22 protein-coding genes are annotated in these 19,540 nt (G+C 73.4%); 8 read left to right on the top strand and 14 right to left on the bottom strand.

Features of this window, described 5'->3' with window-relative positions; all coding sequences use genetic code 11:
• Positions 1-8 precede the first annotated feature (8 nt).
• From HN031_RS20640 to HN031_RS20630, 3 genes are read right to left on the bottom strand one after another with little or no spacing between them, the layout of a single operon-like run.
• Positions 9-1,442, bottom strand: coding sequence for a GuaB1 family IMP dehydrogenase-related protein (locus HN031_RS20640; RefSeq protein WP_172274911.1), 1,434 nt, complete (start codon positions 1,440-1,442; stop codon positions 9-11).
• 10 nt (positions 1,443-1,452) lie between these two features.
• Entirely contained in the window at positions 1,453-2,076 is a 624-nt protein-coding gene (locus HN031_RS20635) for a hypothetical protein (RefSeq protein ID WP_172274908.1), read from the bottom strand.
• A gap of 10 nt (positions 2,077-2,086) precedes the next feature.
• The gene (locus HN031_RS20630; RefSeq protein ID WP_216652652.1) at positions 2,087-3,553 is read right to left on the bottom strand and encodes a pyridoxal-dependent decarboxylase; all 1,467 of its coding nucleotides are present in this window, start codon (positions 3,551-3,553) and stop codon (positions 2,087-2,089) included.
• Positions 3,554-3,650: 97 nt separating this feature from the next.
• On the opposite strand from HN031_RS20630, the gene HN031_RS20625 reads away from it, so the two are divergent.
• The gene (locus HN031_RS20625; RefSeq protein WP_172274905.1) at positions 3,651-3,938 is read left to right on the top strand and encodes a YiaA/YiaB family inner membrane protein; all 288 of its coding nucleotides are present in this window, start codon (positions 3,651-3,653) and stop codon (positions 3,936-3,938) included.
• 48 nt (positions 3,939-3,986) lie between these two features.
• Here HN031_RS20625 and HN031_RS20620 read toward each other — a convergent pair whose 3' ends face one another.
• Together HN031_RS20620 and HN031_RS20615 are read right to left on the bottom strand one after the other, a co-directional pair.
• On the bottom strand, positions 3,987-5,231 hold the full coding sequence (locus HN031_RS20620; protein ID WP_172274903.1) for an acyl-CoA dehydrogenase family protein: 1,245 nt from the start codon (positions 5,229-5,231) through the stop codon (positions 3,987-3,989).
• Positions 5,231-6,592, bottom strand: coding sequence for an acyl-CoA dehydrogenase family protein (locus tag HN031_RS20615; RefSeq protein WP_172274900.1), 1,362 nt, complete (start codon positions 6,590-6,592; stop codon positions 5,231-5,233). The genes HN031_RS20620 and HN031_RS20615 overlap by 1 nt, the downstream gene beginning before the upstream one ends.
• A gap of 87 nt (positions 6,593-6,679) precedes the next feature.
• On the opposite strand from HN031_RS20615, the gene def reads away from it, so the two are divergent.
• The 3 genes from def to HN031_RS20600 are packed head-to-tail and all read left to right on the top strand — an operon-like array spanning position 6,680 to position 8,730.
• Positions 6,680-7,288: a peptide deformylase gene (gene def / locus HN031_RS20610; protein ID WP_172274897.1), complete on the top strand. Its 609-nt coding sequence runs from the start codon at positions 6,680-6,682 to the stop codon at positions 7,286-7,288.
• A complete protein-coding gene (locus HN031_RS20605; RefSeq protein WP_172274895.1) occupies positions 7,281-8,075 on the top strand; it encodes an RNA methyltransferase in 795 nt (264 codons plus the stop codon). Before def ends, HN031_RS20605 begins: the two co-directional genes overlap by 8 nt.
• Positions 8,076-8,079: 4 nt before the next feature.
• Positions 8,080-8,730, top strand: a complete 651-nt coding sequence (locus HN031_RS20600; RefSeq protein WP_216652651.1) for a DedA family protein — start codon at positions 8,080-8,082, stop codon at positions 8,728-8,730.
• On the opposite strand, the gene HN031_RS20595 is transcribed toward HN031_RS20600, so the two are convergent.
• A complete protein-coding gene (locus tag HN031_RS20595) occupies positions 8,678-9,481 on the bottom strand; it encodes an RNA methyltransferase (RefSeq protein ID WP_172274892.1) in 804 nt (267 codons plus the stop codon). The genes HN031_RS20600 and HN031_RS20595 overlap by 53 nt on opposite strands.
• A complete protein-coding gene (gene cobA / locus HN031_RS20590; protein WP_172274889.1) occupies positions 9,474-10,736 on the bottom strand; it encodes a uroporphyrinogen-III C-methyltransferase in 1,263 nt (420 codons plus the stop codon). Before cobA ends, HN031_RS20595 begins: the two co-directional genes overlap by 8 nt.
• Before the next feature lie 50 nt (positions 10,737-10,786).
• On the opposite strand from cobA, the gene HN031_RS20585 reads away from it, so the two are divergent.
• Positions 10,787-11,308 carry a YbhB/YbcL family Raf kinase inhibitor-like protein gene (locus HN031_RS20585; protein WP_172274887.1) on the top strand — a complete coding sequence of 174 codons (522 nt, stop codon included), beginning with the start codon at positions 10,787-10,789 and terminating at the stop codon, positions 11,306-11,308.
• Between the two features lie 331 nt (positions 11,309-11,639).
• Positions 11,640-12,161, top strand: coding sequence for a CAP domain-containing protein (locus HN031_RS20580; RefSeq protein ID WP_172274884.1), 522 nt, complete (start codon positions 11,640-11,642; stop codon positions 12,159-12,161).
• A gap of 104 nt (positions 12,162-12,265) precedes the next feature.
• Here HN031_RS20580 and HN031_RS22440 read toward each other — a convergent pair whose 3' ends face one another.
• Positions 12,266-13,417, bottom strand: a complete 1,152-nt coding sequence (locus HN031_RS22440; RefSeq protein WP_172274882.1) for a PP2C family protein-serine/threonine phosphatase — start codon at positions 13,415-13,417, stop codon at positions 12,266-12,268.
• A gap of 104 nt (positions 13,418-13,521) precedes the next feature.
• Between HN031_RS22440 and HN031_RS20570 the strand changes: the two genes are divergently transcribed.
• Entirely contained in the window at positions 13,522-14,553 is a 1,032-nt protein-coding gene (locus HN031_RS20570; RefSeq protein ID WP_172274879.1) for an alpha/beta hydrolase, read from the top strand.
• Here the strand turns inward: HN031_RS20570 and HN031_RS20565 are convergent.
• From HN031_RS20565 to HN031_RS20550, 4 genes are all read right to left on the bottom strand, one after another.
• Entirely contained in the window at positions 14,497-15,258 is a 762-nt protein-coding gene (locus HN031_RS20565) for a sulfite exporter TauE/SafE family protein (protein ID WP_172274876.1), read from the bottom strand. The two genes, HN031_RS20570 and HN031_RS20565, sit on opposite strands and share 57 nt — an antisense overlap.
• Entirely contained in the window at positions 15,255-16,382 is a 1,128-nt protein-coding gene (locus tag HN031_RS20560) for an SPFH domain-containing protein (RefSeq protein WP_172275141.1), read from the bottom strand. Before HN031_RS20560 ends, HN031_RS20565 begins: the two co-directional genes overlap by 4 nt.
• Positions 16,383-16,498: 116 nt before the next feature.
• Positions 16,499-16,960: an NfeD family protein gene (locus HN031_RS20555; RefSeq protein WP_172274874.1), complete on the bottom strand. Its 462-nt coding sequence runs from the start codon at positions 16,958-16,960 to the stop codon at positions 16,499-16,501.
• A gap of 17 nt (positions 16,961-16,977) precedes the next feature.
• Positions 16,978-17,784, bottom strand: a complete 807-nt coding sequence (locus HN031_RS20550; protein WP_172274871.1) for an ABC transporter ATP-binding protein — start codon at positions 17,782-17,784, stop codon at positions 16,978-16,980.
• A 78-nt stretch (positions 17,785-17,862) separates the two neighbouring features.
• Between HN031_RS20550 and HN031_RS20545 the strand changes: the two genes are divergently transcribed.
• On the top strand, positions 17,863-18,585 hold the full coding sequence (locus tag HN031_RS20545; protein WP_172274868.1) for a hypothetical protein: 723 nt from the start codon (positions 17,863-17,865) through the stop codon (positions 18,583-18,585).
• A 38-nt stretch (positions 18,586-18,623) separates the two neighbouring features.
• Here the strand turns inward: HN031_RS20545 and HN031_RS20540 are convergent, their stop codons facing one another.
• Entirely contained in the window at positions 18,624-18,980 is a 357-nt protein-coding gene (locus HN031_RS20540; RefSeq protein WP_172274865.1) for a VOC family protein, read from the bottom strand.
• Between the two features lie 61 nt (positions 18,981-19,041).
• On the bottom strand, positions 19,042-19,479 hold the full coding sequence (locus HN031_RS20535; RefSeq protein WP_172274862.1) for a DUF805 domain-containing protein: 438 nt from the start codon (positions 19,477-19,479) through the stop codon (positions 19,042-19,044).
• Between the last annotated feature and the right edge of the window lie 61 nt (positions 19,480-19,540).

The following is a 19,540-nucleotide window of genomic DNA, read 5'->3' as shown; positions in this document are numbered from 1 at the left end:
CGCTCCCCTCACCAGGACTTCTCGAGGGGGCGACCCTCGTGGAAGCCGGCCGCCGACTGCACGCCCACCAGGGCACGCTCGTGCAGCTCGGCGAGGTTGCCGGCGCCGGCGTAGGTGCACGACGACCGCACGCCCGAGCAGATCTGGTCGATGAGGTCCTCGACGCCCGGGCGGTCGGGGTCGAGGTACATCCGCGAGGACGAGATGCCCTCCTCGTAGAGGCCCTTGCGGGCCCGGTCGTACGACGACTCGCCGGCCGTGCGGTTGGCCACCGCGCGGGCCGACGCCATGCCGAAGGACACCTTGAACGGGCGGCCGTCGGCGTCGTGCACCATGTCGCCGGGCGACTCGTGCGTGCCGGCGAACCACGAGCCGATCATCACCGACGAGGCGCCGGCGGCCAGCGCGAGGGCGACGTCGCGCGGGTGGCGCACTCCTCCGTCGGCCCACACGTGCCTACCCATCTCGCGAGCGGCGGTGGCGCACTCGAGCACCGCGGAGAACTGCGGCCGCCCGACGCCGGTCATCATCCGGGTGGTGCACATGGCGCCCGGGCCGACGCCGACCTTGACGATGTCGGCGCCCGCCTCGATGAGGGCGCGGGTGCCCTCGGCGGAGACCACGTTGCCCGCGGCGACCGGGACGGTGGGCGTGAGGGCGCGGACGGCGCGCAGCGCCTGGACCATGCGGTCCTGGTGGCCGTGCGCGGTGTCGACGACCAGGCAGTCGACGCCGGCGGCGAGCAGGTCGGCGGCGCGGTCGGCCACCTCACCGTTGACGCCGACGGCGGCGGCGATGCGCAGCCCGCCGTTGCCGTCGAGCGCCGGGCGGTAGAGCGTCGCGCGCAGCGCGCCGAGGCGGGTGAGGACGCCGACGAGGTGGCCGGTGTCCGACACGGCCACGGCCAGGGGCGCCTTGGCCTGCTCGATGGCGTCGTAGACCTCGCGCGGGGCCGTCGTGGCCGAGACGGTGACCAGGTCCGGGTTCATCACCGTCGACACCTGGGCGAAGCGGTCGACCTCGACGCAGTCGGCCTCCGACACCACGCCGACAGGCCGGCCGTCGTGGACGACGACGGCGGCCCTGTGGGCGCGCTTGGGGATCAGCGAGAGCGCCTCGGCAACGGTCTGGTCCGGCCGCAGCTCGATGGGGGTGTCGAAGACGTGGTGCCGCTGCTTGACCCAGGCCACCACGTCGGCGACGACGGGGATCGGGATGTCCTGCGGGATGACGGTGATCCCGCCGCGGCGGGCCACCGTCTCGGCCATCCGCTTGCCGGCGATGGCGGTCATGTTGGCGACGACCAGCGGGAGCGTCGCCCCGGTGCCGTCGGAGGTGGCCAGGTCGACGTCGTAGCGACTGGCGACCGCGGAGTGGCGCGGGACCATGAACACGTCGTCGTAGGTCAGGTCGTGGCCGGCGGTGTCGTGGAGGAACTGCACTGGCAGCAGTCTACGCAGCGGTGCCGGGCAGCCTCTTCGGCCGCAGCCCGACGTCGGCGAGCTCGAGGGCGGCGAGGCGTCGTACGACCTCCGGGTCCCGGGCGCGCCACGCGCCGGCCGGGTCGTCGCTGACCCGCGCCAGCACCCGCATCGGCTGGTGGGCCAGGGCTCGCAGGGCGAAGAGGTCGAGGTCCTCCTGCGCGTCGATGAACCGCGCGCCCGCGGTCGCCTCGCGGACGAAGCGCCACCGGATCGGCAGGTGGATCGCCGCCGCGATGAGGATCGGGATGAGGGCGACCGAGAGCCCCAGCAGGAGCGCGAGCCGCTCGACGGCGTCGACCGTGTCGCGGCCCGCCGCCGCCAGTCCGTCGGAGGCGTCGGCGGCCCTGTCGAAGGGGACCTCGAGCTCGTCGCCGACCAGCGGTGCGTCGCCGAGGCGGCCACCCGCGTCGCGGAGCTGCTCGGCCATCGACGTCGCGGCCGAGTCGGTCTGGCGGGCCGGCGCGGCGAGCTCCATCGTGCCGTCGTGCACGGCCGCGCCGATCCAGACCCAGAGCACCAGCCACACCACGAAGAGCAGGTCGGCGACGACCTGCAGCGTGCGACGTACGGGCGTGTCCGCGAAGAGCTTCATGTCCCCAGTCTCAGGCCTGCGCGGCTGCCGCCTCCTGGAGGGCGCGCCAGGTGCGCTCGACGTCGGCGCGCGTGGTGCGCCAGCTGCCGACCGCGAGCCGGATCGCCGCGCGGCCCTCGACGGTGGTGTGGCTGAGGTAGGCCTCCCCCGAGGCGTTGACGGCCTCCATCGCGGCCATCGTCGCCTCGTCGCCGGCGCGCAGCCGGAACACGACGAGCGACAGCGCGGGCTCGGTGACCAGCTCGAAGCGCTCGTCGGCCGCGACCAGCCCGGCGACGTGGTCGGCGAGGTCGACCCCGCTGCGGATGTGGGCCCGGAGACCGTTGAGGCCGTACGTCCGCAGCACCGCCCACAGCTTGATCGCGCGGAACCGCCGGCCGAGCTGCGGGTGCCAGTCGCGGTAGTCGACGACCTCGCCGCTCTCGGTCGCGGCGTTGCGGAGGTACTCCGGGAGGATCGACAGCGCGCCGGTGAGCGCGGCCCGGTCGCGCACCCAGAACGTGCTGCAGTCGAAGGTCGTCAGGAGCCACTTGTGCGGGTTGGTGACGAACGAGTCGGCCGCCTCGACGCCCGCGAGGTGCTCGCGGTGCTCGGGGCACACGGCGGCGACGCCTGCCCACGCCGCGTCGACGTGGACCCAGACGCCCCACGGGCGCACCGCCTCGGCCACGGCGGCGATGTCGTCCATCGCGCCGGTCGACGTGCTGCCGGCGGCGACGTGCACCAGGAGCGGGCGGAGACCCGCCCCGACGTCCTCGACGACCGCGTCGTGCAGGGTGTCGACGTCCATCGCCTGCGTCGCGGGGTCGACGGCGACCGTGCGCACGGCGTCCTCGCCCAGGCCCGCCATGATGGCGGCCTTGACCAGCGACGAGTGGGCCTGCGTCGAGCCGTAGACCCGCCAGCCCGCGCCGCCGACGCCGTGACGCCGGGCCTCCCCCCCGCTGGCCCGGTGGAGCGCGGACAGCAGCGCGGTGAACGTCGCGGTCGAGGCGGTGTCCTGGATGACCCCGCCACCGGGTCCGTCGCTGCGGAACGCCTCGGGCAGGCCGAGCGCCTCGGCGAGCCAGTCGAGGACGACCTGCTCGACCTCGGTGACGGCCGGGCTGGTCGCCCAGATCATCCCCTGCGCGCCGATGCCGCTGGAGAGCAGGTCGCCGAGGATCGCGGCCGGCGAGGAGTTCGCCGGGAAGTAGGCGAAGAACCGCGGGTGCTGCCAGTGGGTGAGCCCGGGCACGACGACGCGGTCGAGGTCGGCGAGCACGGCGTCGAACGGCTCGCCGTCCTCGGGCGCCGACGCCGGCAGCAGGTGGCGTACGTCCCCGGGCGCGACCTGCGCGCGGACCGGCAGGTCGTCGAGCGAGGCCCAGTAGTCGGCGATCCAGTCGATCGCCGCGTGCCCCTGGCGGCGGAACTCCTCGGGCGACATGTGCCCGGTGATCGCGTCGGACGGCTGGTCGGTCGACTCCTCTGGCATGGCCCGAAGGTACTCGGACGGGTTGGGTCGTCGTACTCAGTGGTGGTCGGGTAGTCCGACAGGTCCGCGAGCCCCGACGGACGGCGACGGTTGACCCATGACCACCACGACTCCCACCAAGAACACCAACGCCTTCTTCCTGCAGGCCGGCGTCTCCTTCGCCGTCGCCCTGCTCACGATGATCTTCGCGATCTTCTACCTGCCGGTCGACCCGTGGATCCGCGCCTTCCTGGGCCTCGGCACGATGTTCCTCACGACCTCGAGCTTCACCCTCGCCAAGTGCGTGCGCGACGCGCAGGACGACAACTACGTCGTCACCCGCCTCGACCAGGCCCGCGTCGACAAGATCCTCGCCGAGCACGACCCCTTCAAGTCCGTCGGCTGACCGACGGGACGGGCGAGTCCCGCACCCGTCGGCCTCCGCACCACCCCGTCACTTGAGCTGCGAGCTCGTCAGCCCCAGCACCCGGCGGGCCACGATGAGCTGCTGGATCTGCTGGGTGCCCTCGAAGATGTCGAGGATCTTGGAGTCGCGGGCCCACTTCTCCAGCAGCTCGGCCTCGCTGTAGCCGAGGGTGCCGCACAGCTGCACGCACGACAGCGTCACGTCGGACCCGACGCGGCCCGCCTTCGCCTTGGCCATCGACGCCTCGAGCGAGTTCGGCCGGCCGTTGTCGGCCATCCAGGCGGCCTGCATCATCAGCAGCCGGGCGCCCTCCCAGTCGGCCTCGAGCCGGAGGAGGGTCGCGGCCGCGGCGCTCTGGCTCTGCGCCGGCCGGTCGTGGTCGACCACCACGCCGGCCTGCTCGAGCAGGTCGCGGGTGAGGTCGAGGGACGCGCGGGCGCACCCCACCGCCATCGCGGCGACCAGCGGGCGGGTGTTGTCAAAGGTCGCCATCGCGCCGGCGAAGCCGGACCTCGTGTCGATCTCGGGCGAGCCGAGCAGGTCCTCGGCCGGCACCCGGCAGTCGGTGAAGGTGATGGCCGCCGTGTCGGAGGCGCGGATCCCGAGCTTGTGCTCGAGCCGCTCGACCCTGAGACCGGGGTTGTCCTTGCGGACGAGGAAGGACTTGATCGCCGCCCGGCCGAGGTCCTTGTCGAGGGTGGCCCACACCACGACGCTGTCGGCGCGGTCGCCGGAGGTGACGTAGATCTTCTCGCCGTTGATGACGTACTCGTCGCCGTCCTTGACCGCGGTGGTGGTGATGGCGGCCGAGTCCGACCCGACGCCGGGCTCGGTGATCGCCATCGCCGCCCAGGTGCCGCGGTAGCGCTCGAGCTGCTCCTCGTTGGCGACCGCCGCGATCGCGGAGTTGCCCAGTCCCTGGCGCGGCATGGACAGCAGGAGCGCCGTGTCGCCCCAGCACATCTCGGCGACGGACAGCACGGACGCCAGGTTCGCGCCGTTGCGCACCCGGCCGTCGTCGCCGGAGCCGGAGCCGGAGCCCGAGCCGGAGCCAGGGCCGGAGCCGCGTCGTACGCCGCTCGCGCCGGCGCCGCCGGTGGCACCCGTCTCCGAGACGCCGTCGATGAGCGCGGCGAGCATGTCGAGCTCCCGGGGGTAGGAGTGCTCGGCACGGTCGTACCTGCGGGAGATGGGACGCAGCATGTTCATCGCCAGCTGGTGGGCCTGGTCGATGAGCGTCGCGTGCTTGCGGGGGACCTCGAGGTCGATCATCAGACCAGCACCGCACCTTCCATCACGCCGACGGCCCGCAGGTCCCGGTACCACCGCTCCACCGGGTGCTCCTTGACGAACCCGTGGCCGCCGAGCAGCTGGACGCCGTCGAGGCCGATCCGCATGCCCTTCTCGGTGCAGAGCTGGCGGGCCAGGCCGACCGCGCTCGCGACGTCGTCGCCGCGGGTGGCACGCGAGGCGGCCTTCCAGGTCAGCAGGCGCATGGCCTGCACCTCGATGGCCATGTCGGCGACCATGAAGGCCACCGACTGCCGGTGGCTGATCGGCTCGCCGAAGGCGTGCCGCTCGTTGACGTAGTCCTTGACGTGGTCGAGCACCGCCTGGGCGGTGCCGACCGCCAACGCGCACCAGGCCAGTCGCGAGAGCCGGACGCACTCGGCGTACGCCGTGCCGTCGGTGTCGCCGAGCAGGGCGTCGGCGCCGACCCGCACGCCGGTGAGGTGCAGGCGCGACAGAGCGGCGGCCCGGACGCCCATCGACGGGTCGGCCTCGACGGCGAGGCCCTCGGCGCCCGACTCGACGAGGAAGAGGGCGGGCGTGCCGTCGAGGTCGGCCGCGACGACGAACAGCTCGGCCTCCGCGCCGCGGACCACCGCGGACTTCAGGCCGTCGAGGACGTAGCCGTCGCCGTCGCGCCGGGCGGTGGTCGCCAGCGTGAACGCGTCGAAGAGGACGGCCGGCTCGGCGATCGTGAGCGCGGCGGCCGGGACGTCGTCGCCGGTGAACGCGGGCAGGTAGGTCTGCTGCTGCGCCTCGGTCCCCCACAGCCCGATGGCCGTGGCGACGGCGCCCGGGGCGAGGGCGGCGACGGCCAGCCCCATGTCGCCGTGGGCGAGCGCCTCGGCGACCAGCGTGCCGGCCATCGCCGAGCGCTCCTCCATGATGCCGCCGAGCTCCTCGGGGACGCCGAGGCCGGGCAGGCCGACCTCATGGGCCGCGGCGAGCACCGCGGCCGGCGGCGCGCAGGCCTCGTCGGCCCCGGCAGCGGCGGGGCGGAGCAGGTCGGCGGCCAGCTCGGTGGCGACGTCGACGAGCGTGGCCTCGTCGTCGGTCGGGGTGAGGTCGAAGACGCCGCGGGGCGCCGCACTGGCCGGCCGGGCGCCCGCGGTGCGCCGGCCGGTCCTGGCGAACGTGCGACCGGCGGCGGTGGCGGCCCGGAAGCCGTTGCGGGTCGTGGAGTAGACGGCCTGCTCCGCCTGCCGGCGCAGCCCCACCCGGTCCAGGAGGTCGCTCTGCGCGAGGCGGTTGACGGCCGCGACCGCGAACCCGATGGGGTCGCGGGTCTCACGGGACGACAACCCGTGTCGGCCGCCGGGGCGCAGGCTGGGGAGGAGGGACATGGATTCAAGGTAACTGTGAGTTACACCGTTGGCCAGCGCCCCCCTCGCGGTGCGGACGCCGTCCGCCCGCTGGCTAGGATCCCCCGCATGCCCGACGAGCAGCCCGACGACGTCCACGCACCCCACGGCCCCCTGCCGGAGGGCGGGACGGTCCGGGCGATCACCCGCTGGGGGACGCCCGTCATGCACCGCCCGCAGGCCTCCGTGACGACGTACGACGACGAGCTGGCCGGGCTGGCCGCCGACATGGTCGCCACGATGTACGCCGCCGAGGGTGTCGGGCTGGCCGCCTGCCAGGTCGGCGTCGACCTCGCGATGTTCGTCTTCGACTGCCCCGACGACGAGGGCGTGCGCACGGTCGGCGTGGTCTGCAACCCGGTCCTCACGCTGCCCGAGGGCAAGGACCGGAACCTCGACGAGGACGACGAGGGCTGCCTGTCGTTCCCGGGGTCCTTCGAGCCCTGCGCCCGGCCGGGCTGGGCCCGCGTGGACGGCCAGGGGCTCGACGGCGAGCCGGTCACCTTCGAGGGCGACGGGCTCCTCGCCCGCTGCCTCCAGCACGAGACCGACCACACCCTCGGGACGGTCTTCGGCGACCGGCTGTCGGCCAAGTCGCGCAAGCGGCTGGGCAAGAAGCACGACGCGGCCGCGGAGGACTACCCGCCGTCCTGGCCGGCGGAGCCCGACCATGCATGAGCTGCGCATCACCCGGGAGAACGCACGCTTCCAGCAGTGGGAGGCGCTCCTGGGCAACCGGTCCAAGCGCCACCGCAACCGGGAGTTCCTCGTGCAGGGCGTCCGGCCGATCAGCCGGGCGGTCGAGGAGGGGTGGACCGTGCGGGCGCTGCTGCGCTCCGACGGCTCGTCCTCCGCGTGGGCCGACGAGCTCTGGTCGCGGGTCGACGCCGAGCACGTCACCCTCTCCCCCGACCTCCACGCCCGCTTGAGCGGCAAGGAGGAGGGCGCCGAGCTCGTCGCGGTGGTGGAGATGCCCGAGGACGGGGTGTCCCGGCTCGCGGGGACCGCCCGCCCGCACGGACCAGTGGTGGTCCTCGACCGGCCGACGAGCCCCGGCAACATCGGCACGCTCGCCCGCTCGGCCGACGCGTTCGGCGCCTCGGCCCTGGTCGTCACCGGCCACGCCGCCGACCCCTACGACCCGCGCGCGGTGCGCGCGAGCACGGGCTCGCTCTTCGCACTGACGGTGCTGCGCGTCCCGGGCCCCGGCCCGGTGGTCGAGCACGCCCATGCCCACGGCTACCGGATCGTCGGCACCGACGAGGAGGGCAGCCCGCTCGCGGACGTCACGCTCGACGGACGGCTGATGGTCGTCGTCGGCAACGAGACCACCGGGCTGGCGTCGGGCTGGCGGGCGGCCTGCGACGAGATCGCGAGCATCGCGATGGTCGGCACCGCCTCGTCGCTCAACGCGGCCGTCGCGGGGTCCATCGTGCTCCACGAGGCCCTGCGTCGGCGCGGCTGACCCGGTGGAGGCGATCCTCGACTGGGTGGTCCTGGTCATGCGCACCGTCGGCTCGCCCGGGGTCGGCCTGGCCACGGCGCTGGAGACGGTGTTCCCGCCCGTGCCGAGCGAGCTGGTGCTGCCGCTGGCCGGCTACACCGCCAGCCAGGGCCACTACGGCCTGGTCCCGGCCGTCGCCTGGGCCACCGGCGGGTCGCTGGCGGGGGCCCTCCTCCTCTACTGGCTGGGCGCCGCGTGGGGCCTCGAGCGCACCTGCGCGGTGGCCGACCGCATCCCGCTGATGCACGCCGACGACGTCCGCCGGGCCGTCGCCTGGTTCGGCCGCCACGGGCGTACGGCCGTGTTCGTCGGACGCCTGGTCCCCGGCGTGCGCAGCCTGATCTCGATCCCCGCCGGCATCGACCGGATGCCGCTGCTGCGCTTCTGCGTGTTCACCACCGCCGGCAGCCTGGTGTGGAACGCCGCCCTCATCCTCGCCGGCTACGAGCTCGGCGCCCAGTGGCACGTGGTGGAGCGGTACGTCGGCGGGGTGGGCAACGTCGTCTACGTCCTGCTCGCGGTGGTGCTGGTCGTCGTGGTGGCCCGCCGGCTGCGGCACGGCGTCAGCGGCGAGCCGCGGCGTAGCACGCCACCGCAGCAGCAGCCGCGACGTTGAGCGAGTCGATGCCGGCGCGCATCGGGATGATCGCGCGGCGGTCGGCCGAGGTCTCCCACCGCGTGGAGAGCCCGTGGCCCTCCGAGCCCAGCACGAGCGCGAGCCGGTCGACGCCCGCCACGGCGTCCTCGATGGGCACCGAGTCGGCCGACAGCGTCAGGGCGACGGTCGTGAAGCCGCGACCCGACAGGTCCGGCAGGGCGTCGTACCAGTCGGGCAGCCGGGTCCATGGCGTGGCGAACACCGCACCCATCCCCACCTTGACGGCCCGGCGGTAGAGCGGGTCCGCGCACCGCGGGGCCAGCAGCACGGCGTCGAAGCCGAGGGCCGCCCCGGAGCGGAACGCCGCACCCACGTTGGTGTGGTCGACCAGGTCCTCGAGCACCAGCACCGACCGCGCGCCGGCGAGCACCTCCTCGACCGTCGGCAGCGGACGGCGGTGCAGCGAGGCGAGCGCGCCGCGGTGCACGTGGAAGCCGGTCACCTGCTCGATGAGGGGCTCGGGCATCACGAAGCAGGTGCCCTCGCTCCCGGCGAGGACGTCGACCAGCCCGTCCAGCCAGCGCGGGGCCATCAGGAACGACCGCGCCTCGTGCCCCGCCTCGAGGGCGCGACGCACCACCTTCTCGCCCTCCGCCAGGAAGAGGCCGTGCTCGGCCTCGAGGCTCTTGCGGAGCTCGACGTCGCGCAGGTCGCGGTAGTCAGCCAGGCGAGGGTCGTCGGGGTCGGTGATGTCGACGAGGTCAGCCACGGCCGTAGTGTGCCGGACGCGCCACCGCGACCACCTCGCCGATCACGATGATGGCGGGCGGGACGACCCGGTGCGCCACCAGGTCCTCGGCCAGGGCGCCGAGGGTGCTGAGCACGGTCCGCTCGGTCGGCATGGTCCCGTCGACGATCACGGCCACCGGTGTCGCCGCGGACCGGCCGCCCTCCAGCAGCGCCGTCGCGATGGCCGGCGCGTTGTCGACCGCCATCAGCAGCACGAGGGTGCCCCGCAGCCCCGCCACGGACTCCCAGGCGACCAGCGAGTCGGGGTGCCCCGGCGGGATGTGGCCGGAGATGACGGTGAACTCGTGGGCCACGCCACGGTGCGTGACGGGGATGCCGACCCGGGCCGGGACGGCGATGGCCGACGTGAGACCTGGCACCACGGTGACCGGCACGTCCGCCGCGGCGCAGGCCAGCAGCTCCTCGTAGCCACGGCCGAAGACGAAGTTGTCGCCCCCCTTGAACCGCACCACGCGCTTGCCCGCGCGGGCCCGGTCGACGATCACCGCATTGATGTGGTCCTGCGACGCGGACCGTCCCCGGGGGAGCTTGGCGACGTCGATGAGCTCCACGTCGGGGCCGAGCTCGTCGAGCAGCTCGCGCGGAGCGAGCCGGTCGGCAACGACCACGTCGGCGGAGGCCAGCGCGTGGCGGGCGGCGACCGTGGCCAGCTCGGGCTCGCCCGGTCCGCCGCCGACCAGCACGACGCCCGGGCTGCGGTCCAGCGCCTCCGAGGCGGTGAGCTGACCGTCCCGCAGCGCGGTGACGATGTCGTCGCGCAGCGACGCCGACCTGCGCGGCTCGCGGTTGCCCAGCACGCCGATGGTGACGGAGCCGTGGTGACCGACGGCGGGGGTCCACGCGGTGCCGCCGAGGGCGTCGTCGCTGCGCACGCAGAAGGTGTGGCGGCTCTCGGCGGCCGCCGCCACGCGGGCGTTGACGGCCGCGTCGTCCGTCGCGGCGACGACGTACCAGGCGCCGTCGAGGTCGGTCTCGGTGAACTCGCGCAGCACGAGCGTCAGCTCGCCGCCCAGGCCCTCGATCGCCGGGGTCACCTCCGGGCTCACCACGGTGACGTCGGCGCCGGTCGCGAGGAGGGCCGGGACGCGCCGCTGGGCGACGTGGCCGCCCCCGACGACGACGACCTTGCGGGCCTCGAGCACCAGCCCGGCGAGGTAGGGAAGGGGCTCGGCATGAGCCTCGCCAGAGGCCTCGTCGGTCCGGGTGCGACTCATGGGTGCATTGTCTCTGGCCGGGATGCGGGGGCGGTGGCTAGGTTCGCCAGATGAGCATCGAGCGACCTGTCAGCCCTGATCCGTACGACTACCTGCCGCCGACCGCGTCCTTCACCGTCACCAGCGACGACGTCACCGACGGTGCGCCGCTCAAGGACGACCAGGTGGCGCACCTGGGCAACACCTCACCCCAGCTGAGCTGGTCGGGCGCCCCCGAGGGCACCCGGTCCTACGTCATCACCTGCTTCGACCCGGACGCCCCCACGCCGAGCGGCTACTGGCACTGGTGCCTGGTCGACGTCCCGGCCGACGTCACCTCCCTCGACGCCGGCGCCGCCGCGGGCCACCTGCCGGGCGACGCCTTCCACGTCCGCAACGACGGTGGCGAGGCGGGCTTCATGGGAGCCGCCCCACCCGAGGGCGACCAGCCCCACCGCTACTTCTTCGTGGTCCACGCCGTCGGGGACGACTCGCTCGGCGTCGACGCCGACGTGACGCCCGCCGTCGTCTCCTTCAACCTCGCGTTCAAGACGCTCGGGCGCGCCGTCCTGCACGGGACCTACCAGCACTGAGCCAGCACTGAGCCACCCCTGAACCACCCCTGAACCACCGCTGACCGAGCCGAGAGGCCCGGTGGCCCGGACCGTCGCGGTCCAGACCACCGGGCCTCTTTTGCGCGTTCGGACCATGCACGAACCGTCAAGCCGTTTTGATCTGTCCTGACGGTTCTTGCGGTCGTCATATCCGAATCTTGATGAAGTTCACCGGCGTGTCCGCGCATACATCGGCGGCGTCTCGACTCTTCCCACCCCAAAGGGCTAGGGTCCCTCTCGATTGTCCGAAGATTTTCTCAAGATCCACAGCACTCCTCCGGAGGTGGATCTGCTGCTGGAGGACCGAACCGTGCGACACCCCCGCCCCCGATCGCTGATGACGAGCCTCGCGCTCGCGGCCGCCGTCCTGTGCGGCCTCCCCGCCACGGCGCAGGCCAGGACGTGGTCCGTGCCGACGAGCGTGCCGGCCTCCGCCGGCGACGCCTCCGCCCGGTCCAACGAGGGCCTCGAGGACGCGCTCATGGTGCGGATCAACGAGGCTCGCGCCCAGCACGGCCTGCGCAAGATCTGGAACTTCGACGTCTGCACCGACCAGCTCGCCGAGCGGTGGGGCGCCCGCATCGCCCGGACCGGTCTGCTCGAGCACCGGGACCAGAGCGACGTCATCCGTCGTTGCGACAACTCCTGGGCCGGCGAGACGCTCGTCCGCGGCGCCAGCCTGACCCCCGACGTGATGGTCGAGCTCTGGCTCGACTCCCCCGGTCACCGCGAGATCCTCCTGAGCCCGCGCGCCCGGCGTGCCGGCGTCGCCATCACCGAGGACGCCCAGGGCCGGATGATCGGCGTCGTCAACCTGGTCCGTCACAACTGACCCACCCGTGACGCGGCACCACGCTGCCGCGCACCGCGCACGACGTACCACTCGCGAACGCGACCTGTGCCGCAGCTGCGCCCGGGTGGATGGGGCCCCGGAGGTCAGCCGCCGAGGCTGCGCAGCCGCTCGGAGTCACGCTCGGGCGACGTGAGCGGCTGCCGCTCGAGGACGAGCATGGCCCGGTCGTCGTCGCCGCGGGGCACCTGCTTGAGGACGCGCTGCGGCATGCCGGTGAAGCCGCGGGCGTCCACCGCCTGCAGGGCCACCTGGCGCAGCCAGTCGATCCCGTCGTCGAGGTCGCGGTCGGTCCTCTCGATGACCCCGTCGGTGTAGAACATCAGCGCCTCCCCGGGACGCAGCCGCCCCCTGCTCGGGGTGAACTCGGCCTCGTCGATGACGCCCAGCGCCATCCCGCGCGCGTTGTCGACCGCCCAGCCGCGCTGGCCCAGGTGCCAGTGCAGCGCGGGCGGGTGGCCCGCGCTGGTGATGGTGTAGTCACCGGTCACCAGGTCGATCTTGATGTGCACCGCCGTGGCCAGCGACTCGTCCGACTCCTGGCGGAGGAGGAAGTGGTTGGCCGCCGCCATGAGCTCGGCCGGCGGCAGGGCACCGATGAGGCCGCCGAGGGCCCCGGCGAACTGCAGCGCCTGGGGACCCACCGACGTGCCCTTCCCGCACACGTCGACCAGCGCCATCTCCAGCCAGCGGCCCTCCCGGAGGTCGGCCACGAGGAAGTCGCCGGCATAGCTGGGGCCGTTGGCGGTGATCGTCGCCGACTCCGAGCGCCACCCGTTGGGCAACGAGGGCACGACGCCCTGGCGCTGCAGCCGGTCGCGCAGCTGGGTGAGGACGGCCTCGCTGAGGGCCATCGGCAACCCGGAGCGCTGCCGGCTCGACTGGTGGATCGCCACGATGACGGCCAGCGCGAAGATCAGCAGCGCCGACGTCCGGCTCGCGGTCGCGAAGTCGCTCTCCACCGAGGTGTAGCCCGCGGCGGCGCTCAGCACCGCCACCAGCAGCAGCAGCGGCACGAACCGCAGCAGCATGGTGCCGACCATGAGGAAGAGGAACCACAGCGACACGGGCACGACGACCTCGGCCACCGCTCCGACGCCCACGGACGCCACGACGAGCGCCACGAGGAGCGTCAGCAGGAACGCCTGGCTCCCCCGTGAGCCGGTGCGCCAGCCCTCGACGCGCTGCCGGACGTACGTCGAGGTACCACGGACCACGGTTCCCCAGGCGTTCGACACCAGCGAAGGGTAGGTCGACCCCCTCGGACGGCGGGGACTAATGGGAGAACTGTTACCTGCTGGTGCTCGAGCAGCGTGTCGGGGCGGATCGGTAGGGTGCGGCCATGCCCCTGCCGCAGCAGGCCGACGTCCTCGGGCCTGACTTCCGGGTGGAGACCTTCTCCCTCCCACCGGACGACGAGGGCCCGGTCGTCGCCACCCTCGTGACGCTCGAGCCCGCGCGTCCCCACGGGCGCGCCGTCCTCCACGTCCACGGGTTCGCGGACTACTTCTTCCACGCCGAGTACGCCCGGTGGTGGGCCGACCGCGGCTACACCTTCTACGCCCTCGACCTCCGCAAGTACGGCCGGTCCCTGCGCGACCACCAGACGCCGCACTTCATCACCGACCTCGGCGAGTACTTCGGCGAGATCGACCTGGCCTGGTGGCGCATCACCCAGCGCGACGGCCACCGCGAGGTCGTCGCGTCGGCGCACTCCACCGGTGGCCTCACCATGTCGCTGTGGGCCCAGGAGCGTCGCCCGGCTGAGCTGGTGGCGATGGTGCTCAACTCCCCGTGGTTCGACATGCAGGGCCCGAAGTGGCTGCGCGGCCGCGCCGCGCGGGTCGCGCTCGAGCGCGTGGGCAGCCGCCGTCCGCTGCAGGAGATCCCGCGCCGCACCAGCGACGTCTACGGCCGGTCGCTGCACCGCGAGCACGGCGGCGAGTGGGACTACGACCTCGGGTGGAAGCCGCTGGAGTCGCGCCCGGTCCACGTCGGGTGGCTCCGGGCCGTGCGCCGCGGCCACGCCCGGCTGCATGCGGGGCTGGACCTGGACTGCCCCACCCTGGTGCTGTCCTCGGCCCGGTCGTTCTTCGGCGAGCAGACGCTGGAGACCGCGACGACCCACGACATCGTCCTCGACGTCGAGCAGATCAGGCGATGGGCGTCGTCGGTGGGCCGGCACGTCACCTCGGTCGCGCTCGAGGGCGCCATGCACGACATCGTCCTGTCGCGTCCGGAGGTGCGCGCGACGGCGTACGACGTCATCGACCGGTGGCTGGCCGCGTGGGTCGGGACGGGCTCGACGAGCCTCGCCTCAGACGAGCAGGACGAGCAGCGCGGCGAGGCCCACGACGGCGATCACGGCGCGTAGCAGGGCCGGCGGGAGGCGTCGGCCGACCGTCGCGCCGATCTGGCCGCCGACGACCGAGCCGAGGGCGATCAGCCCGGCGACGACCCAGTCGACGTCCGCGACGGCGATGAACACCAGCGCGGCCACGGCGTTGACGACCAAGGCGAGGACGTTCTTGGTCGCGGTGTGGCGCTGGATCGAGTCGGCCACGCCGATGCCGAGCACCGCCATGAGCAGGACGCCCTGGGCGGCGCCGAAGTAGCCGCCGTAGACACCGGTGACCGCGACGGCGGGCCACACCCACCACACGCCGTGGTCCGGGATGCCGCCGCGCGTCGCCGCCCGGGCGGCGACGCTGCGCTGGATCCACGGTCCGAGGACCACCAGCAGGACGCCGAGCGAGATGAGCGCCGGCACGATGGTGTCGAACGCCGCCGACGGCAGCCACAGCAGGAGCAGGGCGCCGACGATGCCGCCGAGCAGCGACGCCGAGCCCAGCCGGACGACGCGCGAGCGCTGGCCGGCGAGCTCGCGCCGGTAGCCGACGACCCCCGACAGGCTGCCCGGCACCAGGCCGACCGTGTTGCTCACGTTGGCCGTGACCGGGGGCACGCCGAACGCCAGCAGGGTCGGGAACGTGATCAACGTCCCCGACCCCACCACCGTGTTGATGGTGCCGGCCGCCACTCCCGCGAGGGCGACCAGCACGGCTTCGATCGGACTCACTGGCCGGCGGGTGCCCCCGGACCGGTCACGTCGGTGCTGCCGGCCGGCGGGTCGGCCGGGCCCGACAGCGGGTCCGGCTCGGTGGCCGTCGCCGCCGGGTCGATCGAGCGCGCCGTCCGGCCGGGGCGGGCTGCCCTCTCCGCTGCGGCGATCGCCTCCTGCACCGCCTCGTTGGTCGCCCGGGTCTCGGCGTCGTCCGACCCGCGGGGCAGCTGGGGCTCGGACGCGCCCATGTCCACGCGGGTGCGCGGGGTCGCGTCCCGCGGGATGCCGGCGATCTCGTGGATGGACGAGCCGAGGCCCTCCATCGCCTTGGTGATCTCGGAGGGGATGACCCACACCTTGTTGGCGCTGCCCTCGGCGATCTTCGGCATCATCTGGAGGTACTGGTAGGCGAGCAGCGACTGGTCGGGCTGGCCGTCGTGAATGGCCTGGAAGACCGTCTGGATGGCCTGTCCCTCACCCTGGGCGCGGAGGATGGCGGCCTCGCGGTCCGCCTGGGCGCGCAGGATCAGCGACTCCCGGTCACCCTCGGCGTTGAGGATGGCGGACTGCTTGTTGCCCTCTGCGGTCAGGATCGCCGACTGGCGCTGACCCTCGGCGGTGAGGATGAGCGCGCGCTTGTCGCGGTCGGCGCGCATCTGCTTCTCCATCGCGTCCTTGATCGACGGCGGCGGGTCGATCCCCTTGATCTCGACACGGTTGACGCGGATGCCCCACTTGCCGGTGGCCTCGTCGAGCACGCCCCGCAGGCCGGTGTTGATCTCGTCGCGGCTGGTGAGCGTCTGCTCCAGGTCCATGCCGCCCACGATGTTGCGCAGGGTCGTCATGGTGAGCTGCTCGACCGCCTGGATGTAGTTGGCGATCTCGTAGGTCGCGGTCACCGGATCGGTCACCTGGAAGTAGATGACGGTGTCGATGGACACCACCAGGTTGTCCTCGGTGATCACCGGCTGCGGTGGGAAGCTCACGACCTGCTCACGCAGGTCGATGAGGTAGCGCACCTTGTCGATGAACGGCACGACGATGTTGAGCCCGGCCGGCAGCGTCCCCTTGTACTTGCCGAAGCGCTCGACGATGCCGGCACGCGCCTGGGGCACGATGCGGACCGTCTTGGCGAGCATGACGACGACGAACAGGACGACGAGCAGGAACAGGACGAGCAAGGCTGTCGTCACTGGTCTCCCCCGATCTTGTTGTGGCGTGGTGGTGGTGTGGTGCGGCGTGGTGGTGTGCTCGCTCAGGGCTCGAGCGTGCCCACCGGGTGGACGTAGGCCGTCGCACCCTTGATCTCGAAGACCTCGACGGTCTCCCCCGGGGCGATCCGCAGGTGCTCGTCGTAGGGCAGCGCGCTCCAGATCTCGCCGCCGATCTTGATCCGGCCCGGCGTCAGGCCGGTGATCTCGGCGGTCACCATGCCGCGGGTGCCGACGAGCTTGCCGTGGCCCAGGGAGAGCTCGGGTCCGCTGTGCAGGCGCTTGACGAACGCCGGGCGGACGAACGCCACCATCGCGACGGACGCACCGAGGGCGACGAGGACCTGCACGACGACGGGCAGCCCGATGAGGGCGGCGACCATGCCGACGACGGCACCGGCAGCCAGCATCGCGAGGATCAGGTCCAGGCTGAACATCTCGGCGACGCCGAGCGCGATCGACAGCGCCAGCCAGGTCTCCCAGAGATGGTCGCGGATCCAGTCCATGGCTCGACCCTATCCAGTCAGGTGGAGGACGGGCGGTGGGCCGGCCGACGCCGCGCGGCGAACCTGTCGTCCGCGCGGCTGAGCAGCAGCGGCATGCCGAACGTCTCGGACAGCGTCTCGGCGGTGACGACGTCCTCCACCGGTCCCGAGTCGACCACCCGGCCGTCCCGCAGCAGGAGTGCGTGGGTGAATCCCGGCGGGATCTCCTCGACGTGGTGGGAGACGAGGACGGTGGCCGGCGAGTCGGGGTCGAGGGCGAGCTCGGACAGCGTCGCGACGAGGTCCTCCCGGCCGCCGAGGTCCAACCCGGCGGCGGGCTCGTCGAGGAGCAGCAGCTCGGGGTCGGTCATCAGCGCCCGGGCGATCTGCACCCGCTTGCGCTCGCCCTCGCTGAGGGTGCCGAACGTGCGGTCCGCGAGGTGGCTCGCGCCCATCTCGCCCAGCAGCTCGCGGGCCCGGTCGTGGTCGAGGTCGGCGTAGTCCTCGCGCCACCGGCCCACCACGCCGTAGGACGCCGAGACCACCACGTCGAGGACGTGCTCGCTGCGCGGGATGCGGTCGGCGAGCGCGGCGCTGGTGAGACCGATCCGCGGTCGGAGGTCGAAGACGTCCGTGGTGCCGAGCACCTCGTCGAGGATGCCCGCGACGCCGGAGGTCGGGTGCAGCTGGGCGGCGGCCACCTGCAGCAGGGTCGTCTTGCCGGCGCCGTTGGGGCCGAGGACCACCCAGCGCTCGTCCTCCTCGACCTCCCAGGACACGTCGTCGAGCAGCAGCGACTGCCCACGCCGCACCGTGACCCCTGCGAACTCGATGACGGCGACCACGGCCTCACCCTATCCAGCACCGGTCACGTCGCCGGCCCTGACACGGCGGGGCCGGCACGGCGAGTAGCCTCGCCCCCGATGTCGTCCTCATCGCCCGGTCCGGGCACCGGCCTGCCGCACGCGGCGACCCTGGCGTGGTGGCTCACGGCCTGGCTGCGCGGCCACGAGCAGACCGACCACGTCCTCGACGCGCTCGCCGACGACGTGCACCTCATGGCGGGCGGGTCGGCGCTGGACCTGCTCACCCACTCGCGCGGCACCGGGGCGTCGTACGCCGGCCTGGCCCTGCCGGTCGAGGGCGACCTGCTGGGATTGGGCGGCCCGCGCGACTTCAACGCCGCGGCGCTCGAGGCGGGGCAGGCCGTCGTGGTCGGCGACCTCGGCCTGGTGCCCCTCGAGCAGGGCGAGACCGTCCAGTGGCAGGCGCTCCCCGCCGCGCGCCGACAGCTCCCCGACGTCGGCGAGGCCGACCGGTCGCTGCGCGAGACGCTCCTCCGCGCCGCCGGGGACCTCGCGGACCTCGACGTGGCGCGCTGGCGACCGGAGGCGGCCGACGCGCTGATGAACCTGCACCGCCGTCCGGCCCTCGACGCACCGCTCGGCACGCCGCCGCGCTGCGTCGACCTCGCGGCCCGGGGGCTCCAGGCGTGGGCCATCGTGGACCTCGCCCTCGCGGACGACGGCGGTGCGCTGTCGTCGTACGAGGTCGAGCAGCGCCGCGGGCTCCTGCAGCCGCTGGGGCCGGCGGCCCGGCGCGCGGTCGTCGCCGCCTGCTCGCCCGAGGTGTGGCCCGACCGGTGACGGCTCACCGGTGACCGGCCGGGCCGGCAGGTCGGCCGTCAGGCCGAGGCCCACACCCCGAGCACGTTGCCGCTCGGGTCGGTGAACTCGAAGCGCCGACCGCCGGGGAACTCGGAGGGCCCCGCGGCCACGGTGCCGCCCGCCGCCTCGACGGCCGTCACCGCGGCGTCGAGGTCGTCGGAGAAGAGCAGCACGAGCGGTCCGCCCGGACCGGGCGTGCCGGTGGCGTTGAGGCCGCCGACCTCCCCGTCGCCCGAGGCCGCGCGGATGCCGGAATAGGTGGGCCCGTAGTCGTTGAAGGCCCAGCCGAAGGCCTGCTCGTAGAACGAGCGGGCGACGGACAGGTCGCTGACGTTGATCTCGACGTAGTCGATGGTGTGGTGGACGCTGGTCATGGCCCGACGCTAGGGCGGGGCACCGACAGTCACCACCGAGGTGCGGACGCCGGGGCCGCGGTCAGCCGCCGTACTGCCCGGAGCCGTAGGGGGCGGCCGGCGGGGGCGGCGGGTAGCCGCCGGTGGCTCCCGCGTGCTTGGGGTTCGGTCCCCACTGGTTGTCCGGCTTGGAGTCGGTGCAGAACCAGACGATGAGGATGATCCAGCCGATGAGCGGGATGAGGCCGAGCAGGATCCACCAGCCGCTCCGGCCGGTGTCGTGCAGGCGCCGCACGCCGACCGCCAGCGAGGGCAGGAGCAGGGCCAGCGCACCGAGGGTGTTGAACAAGCCGCCGGTGCTGTCGTCGTAGCCGGTGCCGAGGATCGCGTCGAGGATGCTCGTGACGATCCCGACGAGGAAGTTGAACAGCGCGAAGTACCAGTACTCCGAGCGGCGTGCCCGCCCCGAGAAGTCGACGTACTTGGACAAGCACGTGCGGACCGCTGTCATGAAGTCCATCTGTTCCCCCTGGTGGTGGGCGGCGCCTGGGACGCACCGCGACGTGAGCAACGTAGGGCAG

Source organism: Nocardioides sp. zg-1308 (assembly GCF_013155375.1).
Lineage (GTDB): Bacteria > Actinomycetota > Actinomycetes > Propionibacteriales > Nocardioidaceae > Nocardioides > Nocardioides renjunii.
Note: the sequence above shows the minus strand (reverse complement) of the source record. Positions and strands in the feature narration are given on the sequence as shown.

Excerpts from the sequence above, each read along its gene's own strand:
- HN031_RS20635 (WP_172274908.1), bottom strand. The coding sequence starts at position 2,076 with ATGAAGCTCTTCGCGGACACGCCCGTACGTCGCACGCTGCAGGTCGTC.
- HN031_RS20630 (WP_216652652.1), bottom strand. The coding sequence starts at position 3,553 with ATGCCAGAGGAGTCGACCGACCAGCCGTCCGACGCGATCACCGGGCAC.
- HN031_RS20625 (WP_172274905.1), top strand. The coding sequence starts at position 3,651 with ATGACCACCACGACTCCCACCAAGAACACCAACGCCTTCTTCCTGCAG.
- HN031_RS20620 (WP_172274903.1), bottom strand. The coding sequence starts at position 5,231 with ATGATCGACCTCGAGGTCCCCCGCAAGCACGCGACGCTCATCGACCAG.
- HN031_RS20615 (WP_172274900.1), bottom strand. The coding sequence starts at position 6,592 with ATGTCCCTCCTCCCCAGCCTGCGCCCCGGCGGCCGACACGGGTTGTCG.
- def (WP_172274897.1), top strand. The coding sequence starts at position 6,680 with ATGCCCGACGAGCAGCCCGACGACGTCCACGCACCCCACGGCCCCCTG.
- HN031_RS20605 (WP_172274895.1), top strand. The coding sequence starts at position 7,281 with ATGCATGAGCTGCGCATCACCCGGGAGAACGCACGCTTCCAGCAGTGG.
- cobA (WP_172274889.1), bottom strand. The coding sequence starts at position 10,736 with ATGAGTCGCACCCGGACCGACGAGGCCTCTGGCGAGGCTCATGCCGAG.
- HN031_RS20585 (WP_172274887.1), top strand. The coding sequence starts at position 10,787 with ATGAGCATCGAGCGACCTGTCAGCCCTGATCCGTACGACTACCTGCCG.
- HN031_RS20570 (WP_172274879.1), top strand. The coding sequence starts at position 13,522 with ATGCCCCTGCCGCAGCAGGCCGACGTCCTCGGGCCTGACTTCCGGGTG.
- HN031_RS20560 (WP_172275141.1), bottom strand. The coding sequence starts at position 16,382 with ATGCTCGCCAAGACGGTCCGCATCGTGCCCCAGGCGCGTGCCGGCATC.
- HN031_RS20555 (WP_172274874.1), bottom strand. The coding sequence starts at position 16,960 with ATGGACTGGATCCGCGACCATCTCTGGGAGACCTGGCTGGCGCTGTCG.
- HN031_RS20545 (WP_172274868.1), top strand. The coding sequence starts at position 17,863 with ATGTCGTCCTCATCGCCCGGTCCGGGCACCGGCCTGCCGCACGCGGCG.
- HN031_RS20540 (WP_172274865.1), bottom strand. The coding sequence starts at position 18,980 with ATGACCAGCGTCCACCACACCATCGACTACGTCGAGATCAACGTCAGC.
- HN031_RS20535 (WP_172274862.1), bottom strand. The coding sequence starts at position 19,479 with ATGGACTTCATGACAGCGGTCCGCACGTGCTTGTCCAAGTACGTCGAC.